This is a genomic window from Lachnoanaerobaculum sp., from assembly GCF_057250505.1.
On record NZ_DBHIEQ010000020.1, the window covers coordinates 40,293 to 55,468 of the forward strand.

13 protein-coding genes are annotated in these 15,176 nt (G+C 37.5%); all 13 read right to left on the reverse strand.

The window, feature by feature from the left end; all coding sequences use genetic code 11:
* Positions 1-1,796, reverse strand: a 1,796-nt coding sequence (locus tag ACO6FI_RS09260; RefSeq protein ID WP_485457086.1) for a cadherin-like beta sandwich domain-containing protein, incomplete at its 3' end; no start/stop codon positions are given.
* 63 nt (positions 1,797-1,859) lie between these two features.
* Positions 1,860-3,629 (reverse strand): SH3 domain-containing protein, encoded by a 1,770-nt coding sequence (locus ACO6FI_RS09265; RefSeq protein WP_485457087.1) that lies wholly within the window; start codon positions 3,627-3,629, stop codon positions 1,860-1,862.
* A 20-nt stretch (positions 3,630-3,649) separates the two neighbouring features.
* Positions 3,650-4,063, reverse strand: a complete 414-nt coding sequence (gene cdd, locus ACO6FI_RS09270; RefSeq protein ID WP_485457088.1) for a cytidine deaminase — start codon at positions 4,061-4,063, stop codon at positions 3,650-3,652.
* Between the two features lie 7 nt (positions 4,064-4,070).
* On the reverse strand, positions 4,071-5,012 hold the full coding sequence (locus ACO6FI_RS09275) for a TIGR03943 family putative permease subunit (RefSeq protein WP_485457089.1): 942 nt from the start codon (positions 5,010-5,012) through the stop codon (positions 4,071-4,073).
* 21 nt (positions 5,013-5,033) lie between these two features.
* The gene (locus tag ACO6FI_RS09280; protein WP_485457090.1) at positions 5,034-6,203 is read right to left on the reverse strand and encodes a GTP-binding protein; all 1,170 of its coding nucleotides are present in this window, start codon (positions 6,201-6,203) and stop codon (positions 5,034-5,036) included.
* An 81-nt stretch (positions 6,204-6,284) separates the two neighbouring features.
* Complete coding sequence (locus ACO6FI_RS09285; protein WP_485457091.1) at positions 6,285-6,794, reverse strand: Gx transporter family protein; 510 nt, start codon at positions 6,792-6,794, stop codon at positions 6,285-6,287.
* Positions 6,794-7,189 carry an Asp23/Gls24 family envelope stress response protein gene (locus ACO6FI_RS09290; RefSeq protein ID WP_485457092.1) on the reverse strand — a complete coding sequence of 132 codons (396 nt, stop codon included), beginning with the start codon at positions 7,187-7,189 and terminating at the stop codon, positions 6,794-6,796. The genes ACO6FI_RS09285 and ACO6FI_RS09290 overlap by 1 nt, the downstream gene beginning before the upstream one ends.
* A 121-nt stretch (positions 7,190-7,310) precedes the next feature.
* Positions 7,311-8,723 (reverse strand): Na+/H+ antiporter NhaC, encoded by a 1,413-nt coding sequence (nhaC, locus tag ACO6FI_RS09295; protein ID WP_485457093.1) that lies wholly within the window; start codon positions 8,721-8,723, stop codon positions 7,311-7,313.
* Positions 8,716-9,885 carry a MalY/PatB family protein gene (locus ACO6FI_RS09300; RefSeq protein WP_485457094.1) on the reverse strand — a complete coding sequence of 390 codons (1,170 nt, stop codon included), beginning with the start codon at positions 9,883-9,885 and terminating at the stop codon, positions 8,716-8,718. Before ACO6FI_RS09300 ends, nhaC begins: the two co-directional genes overlap by 8 nt.
* A 66-nt stretch (positions 9,886-9,951) precedes the next feature.
* Complete coding sequence (locus ACO6FI_RS09305) at positions 9,952-11,109, reverse strand: sugar ABC transporter permease (protein WP_485457095.1); 1,158 nt, start codon at positions 11,107-11,109, stop codon at positions 9,952-9,954.
* A gap of 10 nt (positions 11,110-11,119) precedes the next feature.
* Positions 11,120-12,673: an ATP-binding cassette domain-containing protein gene (locus ACO6FI_RS09310; RefSeq protein WP_485457096.1), complete on the reverse strand. Its 1,554-nt coding sequence runs from the start codon at positions 12,671-12,673 to the stop codon at positions 11,120-11,122.
* A gap of 100 nt (positions 12,674-12,773) precedes the next feature.
* On the reverse strand, positions 12,774-13,973 hold the full coding sequence (locus tag ACO6FI_RS09315) for a substrate-binding domain-containing protein (RefSeq protein WP_485457097.1): 1,200 nt from the start codon (positions 13,971-13,973) through the stop codon (positions 12,774-12,776).
* A gap of 44 nt (positions 13,974-14,017) precedes the next feature.
* The coding region (gene xylA / locus ACO6FI_RS09320) for a xylose isomerase (protein WP_485457098.1) at positions 14,018-15,176 on the reverse strand (1,159 nt) is incomplete at its 5' end.

A 15,176-nucleotide genomic window follows, 5' to 3' on the forward strand; every position in this document is an offset into this window, starting at 1 on the left:
TCCTTTGGCTCTTCAGCAGTTTGTTCAGATTTTATTTCTTCTTTTTGCTCATCCTTTATCTCAGGCGTTTCGTCCGATCCGTCAGATATATCTACTTCGGCAAATCCGTCATCTATATCCGGCTTATCTTTCTTTATCTCTTTTACCTCTTCCTTTTTCTGTCCGAGAGGCATATATTCAAGAGGAGCCTCATCATCCTGATCTTTGTCAGAAATAAGATCTACATTCTTTGTTATATTACTCTTATTCTTCTTCTTTTTTGTAACCTTCTTACTTACTTTCTTTGCCTTCTTTTTATTTGATGCCTTTGAAATAAGCAGTATTATTACAAATACACCCAGTATAATTGCCAACGCTATTACATTTCTGAGCCATTCATTACTTCTCTCATATTTCTTTTCAAGTACATCGTATTCAGCCTTTGACACTCCGGTATCGGCATTAGGGTCTACAAAGTATCTTTGTATAGTGCCTTCTTCCATATCATATCTGTAGAAATCTTTTCTGCCGTCCGAATTCATGGCATATACTACACAATATCTCTTTTCATTGTCACTTCCCCATATCCAACCGCGAATCTTCTTGCCGTTTATTACCAATATACTCTCAACAAATCCCTTAGGTACTTCCACACCCTTATCAAGAGGCATTACAGTGATACTCTTTGTATTGGTATCTATCTGAGTATATACGGACCATTTATCTGAAGCATCGTCATAGATATAAAAATCTCCGGAACCGTCATTACCTACAAGGTATAAGATGTATACATCCTGATTCTTCATCTTACCGGCTTTAACTTCTCTGCCCTTATATGTGAATGTAGACTCCTCAAAACCTTCCGGCAAAATGTTCTTATCAAATGAGTCGGATACCTGATAATCTATTCCTCCGATAGTAAGACCGTTGTTTGTGGAAACAATATCCAGCGAATCTTCACCTTCACTCTCGGCAACAACACTCTCTTCGGCAGTTGTCGAATCTTCCTGAGTCTTTTTCATCTCACTTTTCTTTACATTTATGATGTAACTTTCCACCACAGATCCGTCAGGTGACGTTACCTTTACCGTTACCGCATTGACACCTACAACAAGATTATCATTTCCTGTAATAACAACCTTTGAACCGTCCTGTCTCGGCTTTACACTTACCGCAATATTTGAAATATTTCCGGCAACATTCATGTCATAATTTTTTACATTACTTTTAAAATCAGGAGTAAGTTTTCCCGGGCTGACCTTCAAAGATGAAAGTGAAGCATCTTTTTTATCTGCCGCCGCAGTAGTTGACTCTTCCTTTTTCTTTTCTACAGTACTCTCGTCAGTTGTACCGGGAGCGACCTCAGCATCCTTTATTTTTATCTTACCGCTACCCTGTGACTGCATTGTAGCCATCTTTGCATTGTTATCATAAACTTCCCATGAACTTACCACCACGGTGGTATCTTTGGCAACCTTAGCCTTAAACTTTAAGGAATAGTTTTGATTGCTTGAATTGGTTCCGGTATTTGATGTAACCTTTATACTTCCGGCACCACCCTGTGCATTGGTTCCTCCTACAAAATCAAGTACACTGTCATCATAGCTTAACATCACAGTCGCACTGTCTATATTTCCGTCACTTGACGAAAGTGTCATCACTAAATTTACTTCATCACCCACTGTTGCATTAACATCTGCAAAGCTTATACTGATACCCATCGCAAAAGCATTGAAAGTCAATACTATTGAAAATATTAGGGCAAGTAAAAAAGAAGGTATGATGACATTTACATTAGAATTTTTTAAATACTTCATCTTATTCTCTGACATTACTGCATAAAACTATGTAAATACAGTATTACTTTCCTCTCTTTATATTTAGTTACCGTCAGGCATCACAGCCGGTATATCAGGCATATCCCTGTACACAGGTATGTAGAATGTAAATACTCCGTTCTTATCTTCTTCGGAGTATGCTCTTGAAAGCATAGCACCCTCGTTCTTTGCACCCTCTATATTGCTCATATACTGATGTTTGTATCTGCTGTCCCCAAGTACATTGAACTTCTTAAGATAGAACGAATTTTGTCCCGCCTTTGCATAATTGGTACCGTAGTACAAAGCACCTCCCATTATAGCTTTAGCCTTTGTATTCCACGGTCTGAGGTATGTGTCTCCGCTTCCTGCCCAAGCAAGTCCCCTCTCCGTAGCCGACTGATTTCCCGACTGATACGCTTCTATATTAAAGAAATTGTATATGCCTCCGCTTCCGCTTATAAGTCCTGAAGTTCCTTCATAACCCTGTTCTTGGATAAGCATTGCTGAAAGTACATACGGATTAACACCCGATTTCTTTGCGGCATCCATAATCATATCCACATAAGTTGTTCCGTTTGAGAGTGCATTCGGATTTTCCGTCTCTGCATTCGCCGCACTTGATGCATGAATGCTGTCCGATGAACTGATACTCTCTTTTATAGCATCACCGTTCACCACTCCCGGTCCGTGCTCCGGGTCTGAAAACTCTGTTGTCGGAACATAAGCCGTTGTAGTCGCAGGCTCTGTATAGCCCGGACCTTTATCACTTTCATTAACAGAGCTGCTTTCTTTAACAGGAGAATCTACACTTGATTCCGGCTCTTCCATAGGACCCACAAGCTTTGCACTTTCATTAGTGTTTGCGACAGGTCCGTCAACTTTCACATATTCTCCGGTGCTTGTGCTCTCACCCGGTGCCTTTGCACTTGAATAGTCAACACTGCCTTTACTCTCTGTAACCGACTTTGTGCCGGAAACTTCACTGCTTTTATTGACTGTGGCAGCTGCTGTAATAATCTTTTCTGTAGCCTGTGTTGTAGCCGCACTTGTTTGAACGGCAGTATTTTTACTTGACTTACTTTCCATAAAGGTGCCTTTAAGCATCTTTTCAACACCTTCTTCAGTCTGTTCACCTGTAGAATAACCATGGTTTAAAAACTGAAATATATTGGTGGAATCAAGAAAGTTTCTAGGGTCCATATAGTACCTTATAATGCCTTCACTTGCAGATACCCACTTATCTGAATCATATCCTATCCAAGTCCCGCTTTTAGGATCATATGCACCCTTTTCCATTGATTTCCAAGATGTTTTTGAATTCTTTGACACCAAGTTCAAACCGACTTTTGATTCATTTTTTATTACTTCATCCCAAGGGATATCTACATTCTGTACAACAAATTTCCAGTTGGGATATTCCGCATGTAATGCCCTTAGTCTGTTCTTATAGCTCTCAGGGAAGCCTGCAATTGAAGACTCAAAATCAGCATCTGTTTTATAACTTGCTGTGGACTCTGTTCTTATATAGTTCTTTGCTACATATCCTTCCTTATCTCCCGAGCCTACATTGAATGAAATCTTGTACCAGTACATTCCGTCACTGTTTACCTCATCAAGTACAGTGACGGATGTATTTCTTTGCAATGTTGCAACCGTATTGTTTCCGGTACCGGCTTTTGATCTTACATTTAAGTTACTTACATCTACATATCCTTTTTTAGTTGTAAAAGCATTGATTTCTTTTATGAACAAGTTCCTTCCGGCACCTGTAACGAGTATTGCACCCAATGTAGTAACCAATATAAATCTATTTAAAAATGTTTTTTTCATTAAACCATCCTATATCATTTTTATTTATTCAGATTATAAGGTCCAAATCCAAACGGCAACAGTTCTTCCAATTTCATACTTCTTATTTTTGCACCGTCAGACATTATAATCTCAAACTCTTTCGGATTGCAAAACTCCTGCATCACCTGTCTGCATACTCCACATGGAGTACACATATTGTCGAAACCGGTATCTTCAAATCCTCCGACAACGGCTATTTTGCAAAAATCATATATTCCTTCCGATATCGCCTTGAAAAAAGCGGTCCTTTCCGCACAATTGCAAGGTGTATAGGCGGCATTTTCAATGTTGCAGCCATGTATTACTTTCCCCGACTTTGTCAAAAGTGCAGCTCCTACTTTAAATTTTGAATAAGGAACATATGCCATCTTTCCGGCCTTCTTTGCCTCATTCAGCAATTCTAAATCCGACATAATCCTCCTAAAACTGAACCAAACCGTCTATCGGCCCTGTAAGCAATACATCATCAGCATATATTACAGGTCCTTTTGCACGATACTGTTTATTCATCTCGAATTTGATTTTTCCCTTTACCTTAACCCAGTCCTTATTTTTAAAGTTCTTTGCTCCTTTATATTTGCATACAAAACCTAAAAACTGAATATCCGCCTCACAGCAAGTCATTGCCCTTCTTCCGGTTATAAGTATATCATCACCTATTCCGTTCGGTCTTACAACCTGTGCCGTAAACTCCACTTCTTTGCCGTCATACTTTTCCGGCCTGTCCATAGTATCGACATAGAAAACGCCGTAATCTTCAGATTTTATGACAAGTTTTGCATCATCAAGGTCATATGGTAAGTTTATACTGAAATCTCCGGTTATTTCGCCTTCTTCACCTTCAAATATGATCTCGGCATTAGGAGCCATAGCCTTTATCTGAAGATGATATGCGCTCAGTGTATCCTCGTCAATATCGTCAGCCCTGTTACAGATAACAAGTTCCGAATTTCTTAACATCTTACCCATATATGCTTTCAAGTCCTTATTCTTAATATAAAGATCAAGTGTTGATGTATCAAATACGGTAATCATCTGATTGATAAACCAGATATTCGGTATTTCAAGCTTATCCTGCTCCCAAAGTCCGTTCCACTCTATAAGTATTCTCTCAGGATTTACCTCTTTGGTAAGCTCCTCCATCTTTTGCAAAGTTAAGTCATTTATATCATCTATATATTTCACAGTCGTATGAGTGGATTCAAGCAGCTTTTCGTCATACTCTTCCTCACCCTCTTCACAAACAATCAAAAGAGTATTTCCGTCAGTTCTGAAATACTCCTGTTGCATTGTGAATTTCATAAATTGTGTCTTTCCTGCTTCCAAAAAGCCGTTGATGACAAAAACAGGTAATTGTTCCATAATATCTCCATTCAACAAGCACTATGCTCTAAAACACTTCTTCAGTTCTTCACTCTTTAATCCGGCACCGATAACACATACCTTACCTGTGTATTCAGCATCGCCTCTTCTTATATCGTTCTCTCCCGGAACCAAATCAAAGTAGAACCAATCGTCACTGTTTGCATCCTTTATCATTCCCTTTGCTCTAAGTACAACACCATATTTTTCTTCATCGGCAAAGCCGTCTAAGATGCTCTTTAACTTGTCTTCACTGATTGCAGGTACCTGCTCCATGCCCCAACTGTCAAATACATCGTCTGCATGATGATGGTCATGGTGATCATGTCTGCATCCGCAGTGGTCGTGATGGTCGTGGTGATATTCATGCTCACAGTGTTCATCATGGTCGTGGTTATGCTCATGTTCGCAATGCTCGTCATGGTCGTGGTTATGTTCATGTTCGCAATGTTCGTCATGTTCGTGGTGATGCTCATGTTCACAGTGTTCATCATGGTCGTGATGGTGCTCATGTTCGCAATACTCGTGGTGATGGTGATGATGCTCATGCTCCTTTGCCAACTCCTCCAACAACTCACTCTTTAAATCTATAGGCTTTGACAACATCTCCTCTATCTTTTCATTACTCAACTTATCAAGCGGAGTTGTAACAATAGTTGCCTCAGGATTTACACCCTTTATAAGCGCAACCGCCTCTTCAATCTTTTTATCATCTGCAAGGTCTGTCCTTGAAAGTATTATTGTATTTGCAAACTGAATCTGATTGTTAAAGAACTCACCAAAGTTCTTCATATACATTTTACATTTCTTTACATCTACTACGGTAACAGCAGAGTTTGACTCAACCGGCAAATCCTTTTCTACATCCGATACAGCCTTTAATACATCTGAAAGCTTACCTACACCGCTCGGCTCTATTATAACTCTGTTCGGTGAATACTTTTCAAGCAATTCTCTCAGTGAAGCTTCAAAATCTCCTGCCAAAGAACAGCATATACATCCTGAGTTCATCTCTTTGATTTCAATGCCCGAATTCTTTAAGAAGCCTCCGTCAATTCCTATCTCTCCGAACTCATTCTCTATTATTATTGTTTTGCCCTTGTCCTTATTACCTTCTACAAGTCTTTTTATGAATGTTGTCTTTCCTGCACCAAGAAAGCCTGAAATAACATCAATCTTTGTATTTGCCATATTTTTCTCCTTTACTCTCTAAAAAACAAGCCTGATTAAAATCAAGCTTGTATATTAAATACATCCGACTACTTATAACTCTTAGCCGATTTTGACATTTGTCAGCCTTACCGAAATAAGTCCGGCAACTATACCTATCAGTGCTCCGCTTACCAAACCTGCAATTATAAGTACAGGCAAATATGTGAACACACCGTTAGTCCTTACCACAAACGCCGCACATATGATCTGTCCCACATTGTGCATGATACCTCCGATTATGCTGACACTTATAAGCGAAAAACTTTTAATCTTTGATACTGCAATCATACTCAATAAGCTGAGGCTTGCACCTGCTATAGAATAAAACATCATGGACATATTTCCAAATGTCATTGCTATAAGTATAATTCTAAGTATTGACACCACAACAGCAGTCTTTACGTCAAACAAAAATAATGCAATAACAACTACAATATTTGCAAGACCGAGCTTCATGCCCGGTATACCTAAGTTTATAGGTATAAGTGTTTCCACAAATCCCAGCACCATTGCAAGTGCTACAAGCATACCCATAGTAGTTATTTGCCTTATATATTTACCTGACCTCATCACTTTGCTACAACAGTAGCTATTTTTATGTTCACCTCAAGTACTGTAAGCCCTGTCATATTTTCAATAGCGTTCTTCACTCTTTCCTGAACCTTTTCACTCACTTCAGGAATATTGTAATTGTAGCTTACATTGACAGATAAATCCACACAGACTTTATCATCATTTACTTCTACATTTACACCTTTCATACTCTTTGCTATCTTGCTTCCTGAGAGCTTACCCATAAAATCTCTTGTTATATTCCCCGCCATTGAGTCAACTCCCTCGACCTCAGTTGCGGCAATACCTGCGATGACAGCCACTACTTCGTCAGCTATCTTTACTTCACCGAGCTTATTATCCTCAGTAGCCTCAATATTATCTTCTTTATTTATATCCAATGTATCAGCCATAAAAGCCTCCTTGTATTCTATGATTATCAATTATATCAAATATTGTATAAAATTAAAAGAGAGAAGAAATTATGAAATCCCCCTCTTTACCGAATATTATAGTAAAGAGGGGGGATGTTGTTTAATTATTTTTATTTATCTTTGTAATTCCGATACCTGTAAAAGCCCATACTAAGGCAAAAATCATTCCTGAATAATTTAAAATAGCGTATGGTAAATAATTTAATGTTGCCACACCTAAGGTGCTGGCCATATATGCACCTGCGGCAGTCCATGGAATAAGACATTCCGTACATGTTACAGAATCTTCCAATGTTCTTGATAATACTTTCGGGTGTAATCCCATCTTAAGATATGCTTCTTTAAATGCTTCACCCGGCATCAATATAGATACCTGTCCGTTACTTGTAACTCCTGTTATTATAAGACATGTAGCTATTGTTGATGCAACAAGTTTAAACGTAGAATTTATTTTTTCAAGCATCTTTGAAATTACAACATCAAGAGAGCCTGTGACCGTCATAGTTCCGGCAAATGAAATAGCACATACTGCAATAAGAAGAGTATTCATCATTGACATCATACCGCCTCTATGAAGCAGTCTGATAAGTTCAGGTGCTACACTCTCTTCATTCATTCCCACCATTCCGACATTAAATCCGTTTAATGTAACCTCTACAATACTCTTCAGATCCGCTCTCTGGAAAACAGCCGCATTTATAAGTGCTATTAATGATGCCAACAACATCACGGGTATTGTAGGTTTTTTTGTAATAGATCCTATAAGCACTATTGCAAGTGGAATCAGTAGTAAAATATTCCATTTAAACATATTATCAAGTGTACCTGTAAGAATATTTATAGTTTCCGGTACTACTATATTGTTTTTAGCTCCAACCTGACCCATTATAAAATAAAATATTGAAGCCAAAATTGCGGAGCTGCCTGTTGTCCACAACTGATTATATACATGTTCATATAAATCAACTCCACATACTGCTGAAGACAGATTTGTGGTATCAGACAGAGGTGAGAGCTTATCTCCGAAATATGCTCCTGAAACCACCGCACCTGCAACCAATGCAAGGTTTGCATCCATTCCTATAGCAACACCCATAAATGCCACGCCTATAGTTCCGGCAGAGCCCCATGAAGTTCCTGTAAGCACTGACACTATAGCTGTAAGCAAAAATGCCGTAAGTGCAAGATATTTAGGGCTTATTAACTTCAATCCGAAATATATAAGCATAGGTATTGTGCCTCCAAGCATCCATGAGCCTATCATAAATCCAACTATAACTAAAATTAACAGAGCACCCCATACTTTAGCTATTTTTGTTGCTATTTCTTTCATTATCTCATCATATGAATATCCTAATATTCCGGCTTGAATACCGGATACTACTGCCGCTAAGACAATCAAAGGCTCCGCCGGCAAGCCTAAAAATCCTATTCCGACACCCAGAATTATAAGCATTGCCAATATTGGAAACATTGCCTGAAATATTGTCGGTTTTCTTTTTGTATCACTCATAAATTTCACCCCAATTTATATTATTTTTAAATCTTAATAAAGCTTCTTCCAATTTCGCCTTTGAAAGAGCAACATTTACTCTGAAAAATCCTCTACCGTCTTCACCAAATCCGCTGCCTAATGAGAATGCAATATGTGCTTTATATAACATTAAGTCCTTTAACATTTCCTCAGAAATTCCGGTACTTCTGTAATCTACCCATAATAGATATGTTCCCTCAATATCTGCTACTTTAAACCCCTTCATTCGTGTTTCAAAAAATTCTTTTGCAAAGTCTATATTTTCTTTTATTTTTTCTTTTGCAAGTTCAAGCCACTCTTTACCGTATTCATAAGCTGCTGTAACCGCCGGTATACAAAAATAACTTGGATTATGTATTCCTGCCTGTTTTAATAAATGTTTAAATGATTTTCTTAAGTTTTCATTCTTTATAATTATATTACTTGCCTCTAACCCTGCAATATTAAAATTCTTAGATGTTGACAGTCCTATTATTATATTGTCATATATATCATAATATGAAGCATAACTTATAAATTTATTTTTCCAAATAAAATCCGCATGTGTCTCATCTGATATTATAAGAACTCCATATCGTTTACAAATTTCTACAGTTCTTCTTATTTCTTCCTCACTCCACACTCTTCCTACAGGATTATGTGGAGATACTGAAATAAAAACTTTTACTCCGCCTTTTATTTTTTCCTCAAAATCCTCAAAATCTATCTCATAATGTCCGCTGTCCAATATCAAAGGACATTCCACAAGCTCTCTGTCGTTTATTCTTACCGCATTTTGAATAGGATCATATAGAGGTGTAAATACAAGAATTTTATCATTTTTCTCTGTATAATTTTGTATTATTAAGGATATAGCCTGAATGATTCTTGGACAATATACTATCCATTCATTTTCCGGAAAAAAACCGTAATTATTTTTTGCCCATATCTTTGACAGTTCTATATACTTTTCACTTACATTTGTATACCCGTAAATCCCATGATTTGCAGCATCTATAACCGCATTTACAATCTCAGGTGCTATCCTATAATCCATATCCGCCACTGTTAACGGTATCAGATCCTCAATTCCATATTCATCAATTATTTCATCCCATTTTGCACAGTTTGTATATCTTCTTGAAACTATATTGTCAAACAATTGCTCCCCCTATCTATAACTTTATTATTTATAGCTAAGTGTATAAAAGTTACTTATACACATAGATTATGACTTTCCTGTTTTATGATTTGAAACCACATCAAAGACTACCGCTCCTAAAAGCACAGCACCTTTTACAATATATTGGAACTGATCCGGCAATCCAAGTATCGACATTCCCTGATTGATTACACCTAAAAGTATAGCTCCGATCATTATACCTTGTATCGTTCCCGAACCTCCATATGCCGATGCACCGCCTATAAAGCATGAAGCAATTGCATCCATCTCATATGAATTTCCCATATTTCCGTCAACAGAACCGATACGAGCTCCCACCAAAAGTCCTGACAATCCTGCCAAAAGGCTCATCAAAAAGTATGCCCAAAAATAAACTTTCCTTGGGTCTATTCCCGACAACCTTGTTGCCTTTTCATTTCCACCTACAGCGTAGAAATATCTTCCAAAAACTGTTGAACTTGTAACAAACGCAAATATAGCCACTACAACAAGTATCCATATAAGCATAATAGGTATTCCCTTATAGCTCATAAGCTTATATGCATAAAATAATATTACAAGATCAAATATAGCCACTTTTATTGCTGTTGCCTTTATACTTGCACTCTCATAACCTTTTTTCATCTTATTTCGCTCTGAAATAAAGGTATAAGCTGTAATAGCTATAGCTACAAGTATTCCTACCGCCATTGATGAAATAACTCTTTGATTTACGTCAAGTCCCGGTATTTGTATATATGATGTAAAGAGACTTAGAAACTTCTTATCCATTACGGCAACGGTCTTTGAATCCAAAATAACTCTGGCTATACCCCTGAATAAAAACATACCTGCCAATGTACATATAAAAGGAGGTATATGTATATATCCGATAAGCCAGCCCTGCCAAATACCGATAATACATGTAACTGCAAGTGATACTAATATAGCAATAAACGGATTTATACCCACACTTAACAGCTTTGCTGAAAGTGCAGCTGAAAGACAAAGTGTCGATCCCACAGATAAATCCACATTACCGCCTGTAAGTATACAAAGAAGCATTCCACAAGCCATTATAAGCACATATGCATTTTGTAAAAGCAGATTTGATATATTCTGTGCAAGAAGAAGTCTTCCGCCTGTCAGATATGTAAAGAATACAAACACAACTAAAAGTGCAAGTACCATAGTATATTTTTTTACAAATTTATTTGCATTCACCTTTAACCTCCTATTTAACCGCAGCACAATCAGACTTTAGTATTGTACTCATTATTTTTTCCTGTGTGGCTTCTTCTGCACTGAACTCCCCTGTTATCTTGCCGGCATTCATAACATATATCCTGTCACACATACCCAAAAGCTCCGTAAGATCGGAAGAAATCATCACAACCGATTTACCCTCCTTTACCATATCATTTATAATGGAGTAAATCTCATATTTTGCTCCGACATCTATACCTCTTGTAGGTTCATCCAGAAATAAAACCTCCGGCCCTGCAAACATCCACTTTGACAATAATACTTTTTGTTGATTTCCGCCTGATAAGTTACCTACCTTTTGCTGTATTGACGGTGTCTTGGTTTTCATTGCTTTTACATATTCTTTTGCGACCATATTTTCCTTTGATACATCCACAACACCTCTTTTATCAGCTATCTTCTCCATTCGTGCAAGAGTAGTGTTCTTTGCAATTGATTCGGAAAGTATAAGACCGTCAGTTTTTCTATCCTCTGTAACATATGCCAGACCGTTTACAATAGCCTCTCTGGCACTATTTAGAAAAACTTCTTTATTTGCTATAAATTCTTTCCCTGAAATATGGATTCCATAGCTTTTTCCAAAAAGTGATTTTGCAAGTTCTGTTCTTCCTGCCCCCTGTAATCCTGAAAACCCGACAACTTCACCCTTCTTAACATGAAAACTTATATTATCTACAACACATTTCTCAGTATATATAGGATGATATACAGTCCAATTTTTGGCTTCAAACATTATCTCATCACTTATTATATGATTTCTTTTCGGATATCTGTCTTCAAGTTCACGTCCTACCATACCCTTTATTATTCGTTCTTCATTTATAGAATGATTGGAATTATCTATAGTCTCTATAGTCATCCCGTCTCTTATAACTGTTATCTCATCAGCTACATATGCCACTTCCTGCAATTTATGAGTGATGATTATTGATGTAATTCCTTTTTCCTTTTTAAAACGAATAAGCATATCGAGTAACATCTTTGAATCCTCATCATTTAATGATGAAGTAGGTTCATCTAATATCAGAAGCTTTACATTCTTTGATATTGCCTTTGCAATCTCTACAAGCTGTTGTTTTCCGGTTCCTATGTCCTTTATCAAAGATTGTGTGCTTTCATTTAATCCCACCGCCTTCATGGCAACAGCTGCCTGATGAAATGTTTCATTCCAGTCTATAACACCGAATTTGTTTTTTCTTTCATTACCAAGAAACATATTTTCAGCTATTGTAAGTTCCGGAATCAGTGCAAGCTCTTGATGTATTATTACAATACCAAGGTTCTCACTGTCATGTATCTTTTGAAATTTACACTCTTTATTATTATAAAAAATCTGACCGGAATATTCATTATATGGTATGGTACCGGAAAGAATATTCATAAGTGTCGATTTTCCGGCTCCGTTCTCTCCTACCAAAGCATGTATACCGGCTCTTTTGATTTGTAGATTGACATTATCTAAAGCCTTCACTCCGGGATATTCCTTTGTAATATTTTTCATTTCCAAAATATAGTCTTTCAATATATCCGCCTTTCTGCTAAATATGCCAATGTTATGATATTGGAGGCAAATGCTTTTGCCTCCAATAGTGTACTGCCAATAAAATCCGGATTATCAATATTTACTGTACCGGATGCGGATATCCGTCACTTCCCATTGTATAATATCCTGTATCAACCAATTCCTTTTGAATATTGTCTTTGGTAACTGTTACCGGAACTAATAAATATGACGGTATCACAGCAGATCCGTTATTATATGATGATGTATCATATGTACAATCAAAGCTCCATCCTGATTTTTTTATCAATGATTCGTCCGGCTTTTCTCCTTTTAATATAGACTCTCCTAAGTTAAGTGTAGCAACCGCTTCATTTGCAACAGCCTTGTATACGGTCATTGTCTGCTTGCCATCTATAATATTTGCCAAATTTGCCTCATCACCGTCCTGACCTGTAATGATTATTTCATTGCTTCCGGCATAATCTGATTGAATAGCTTGAGTAACTCCAAGAGCTGTTGAATCATTTGAACATATCGCAGCATCAAGCTGTGTTCCGTTTGAATAATAAGAGCCTAAAATATTTTGGAATCTTGATAAAGCTTTTGAAGTATCCCACTGTGCCGTTCCGACCTGCTCAAATGTTGTCTGACCTGAAGGAACCACTACTGTTCCCTTGTCTATATAAGGTTTTATAACATCCATTGCTCCGTTAAAGAAGAAGGTTGCATTATTATCAGCCGGATCTCCGCCTGTAAATTCAATATTGAACTTTTTATCTCCCGCATTTGCAAGACCAAGCTTATCTGCTACAAACTCTCCTTGAAGTTTTCCAACTGTATAATTATCAAATGATACATAGTATGATATAGCATCTGTGTTCATAATAAGTCTGTCATAAGCAATAACAGGAATATTCTGATTCTTTGCCTCAGATAATACCTGTGCTAATGACTCTCCGTCAATTGCCGCAACTACAAGCAAATCCACCTTATCTGCAATAAGTCCTTCTATGTCCTTTACCTGTTGGTCAATCTTATTATCGGAGTATGTCAAAGATACATTATATCCCGCCTTTTCAAACTCTTTTTCCAGGTATGAACCGTCTCTGTTCCATCTTTCAAGTGATTTTGTAGGCATTGATATGCCTATCTTTCCGCTCTTTGCATCAGTATTTTGTGAACCGCTCTCCGACTTGGAACTCTCAGACTGTGACTGTTCAGCCTTTGACGGCTCAGGTCCGTTTCCGTCTGTACATGCCGCCAATGACATAGCCATCATACCGGCAACCACAAATGCAAATAATTTCTTCAATTTCATAACTTCCTCCTTTATAAAAATGAGAACACTCAATTTTTCTATTACTATCTAAATAATATATTATTCACTACGCTCTCAAGATATTCCTGTCTTCCTGATTCCGGCATTTCAGGCTTTTTAAGCTTTGCGGCATACTCGGCACACTCTATCAGTGTCACTTCTTTGTTTCTTATCTTCTCACCTATTCCTGAATTATAGCTTGCATATCTTTCTTTAACAAAATCATCTATTCTTCTGTCTTCTATAATTTCCGCCGCCTTAATAAGTCCAAGTGCAAATGTGTCCATACCTGCTATAAAGCCATAGAACATATCATCGGCTGTATTACTTGGTCTGCGATTCTTTGAATCAAAGTTCAGACCTCCACGGAGTCCGCCTGCCTTTAATATTTCATACATAGCCAATGTAGTATCATAGACATTTGTAGGGAATTGATCAGTATCCCATCCAAGTAATGTATCTCCTTGATTGGCATCTACCGACCCCATCATACCGTTGACTGCACATACTCTTAACTCATGCTGAAAAGTATGACCTGCAAGTGTAGCGTGATTTGCCTCTATATTTAATTTAAAATCTTTATCAAGCCCATATTTTCTTAAAAAGCCTATAGCAGTTGCGGCATCAAAATCATACTGATGCTTCATAGGCTCCTTCGGCTTAGGCTCAATATAAAAATCTCCCATAAAGCCTATACTGCGTCCATAATCTCTGCACATTGTAAAGAGTGTTGCTATATTTTCCTCTTCAAGCTTCATATCTGTATTTAGAAGTGTCTCATAACCTTCTCTACCTCCCCAAAATACAAATCCCTTTGCTCCAAGTTTTACAGCATTTTCAAGACCCTTCTTTGCCTGTGCCGCTGCAAAGCAAAATACATCCGCACTGTTTGAGCTTCCGGCACCGTTCATAAATCTCGGATTACTGAACATATTGCAGGTTGTCCAAAGACATTTAATATCGGTATCCTTTGTCTTTTCTAAGATATAGTCTGTAATCTCATCTAATCTTGCATTTGTAACATTTATATCTTCCTGATCCTCAGGTACAATATCTGTATCATGGAAACAATAATACTTTATACCAAGCTTTTTCATAAATTCAATTCCTGCATCCACTTTAGCTCTTGCATGCTCCATAGTACCAACGTTTTCACCAAAACTTTTATCGACAGTACCCTGTCCGAACATATCCACACCACAG

What these genes read in the sequence shown, in the direction of transcription:
- ACO6FI_RS09265 (WP_485457087.1), bottom strand. Translation starts at nt 3,629, where the DNA reads ATGAAAAAAACATTTTTAAATAGATTTATATTGGTTACTACATTGGGT.
- cdd (WP_485457088.1), bottom strand. Translation starts at nt 4,063, where the DNA reads ATGTCGGATTTAGAATTGCTGAATGAGGCAAAGAAGGCCGGAAAGATG.
- ACO6FI_RS09275 (WP_485457089.1), bottom strand. Translation starts at nt 5,012, where the DNA reads ATGGAACAATTACCTGTTTTTGTCATCAACGGCTTTTTGGAAGCAGGA.
- ACO6FI_RS09280 (WP_485457090.1), bottom strand. Translation starts at nt 6,203, where the DNA reads ATGGCAAATACAAAGATTGATGTTATTTCAGGCTTTCTTGGTGCAGGA.
- ACO6FI_RS09285 (WP_485457091.1), bottom strand. Translation starts at nt 6,794, where the DNA reads ATGAGGTCAGGTAAATATATAAGGCAAATAACTACTATGGGTATGCTT.
- ACO6FI_RS09290 (WP_485457092.1), bottom strand. Translation starts at nt 7,189, where the DNA reads ATGGCTGATACATTGGATATAAATAAAGAAGATAATATTGAGGCTACT.
- nhaC (WP_485457093.1), bottom strand. Translation starts at nt 8,723, where the DNA reads ATGAGTGATACAAAAAGAAAACCGACAATATTTCAGGCAATGTTTCCA.
- ACO6FI_RS09315 (WP_485457097.1), bottom strand. Translation starts at nt 13,973, where the DNA reads ATGAAATTGAAGAAATTATTTGCATTTGTGGTTGCCGGTATGATGGCT.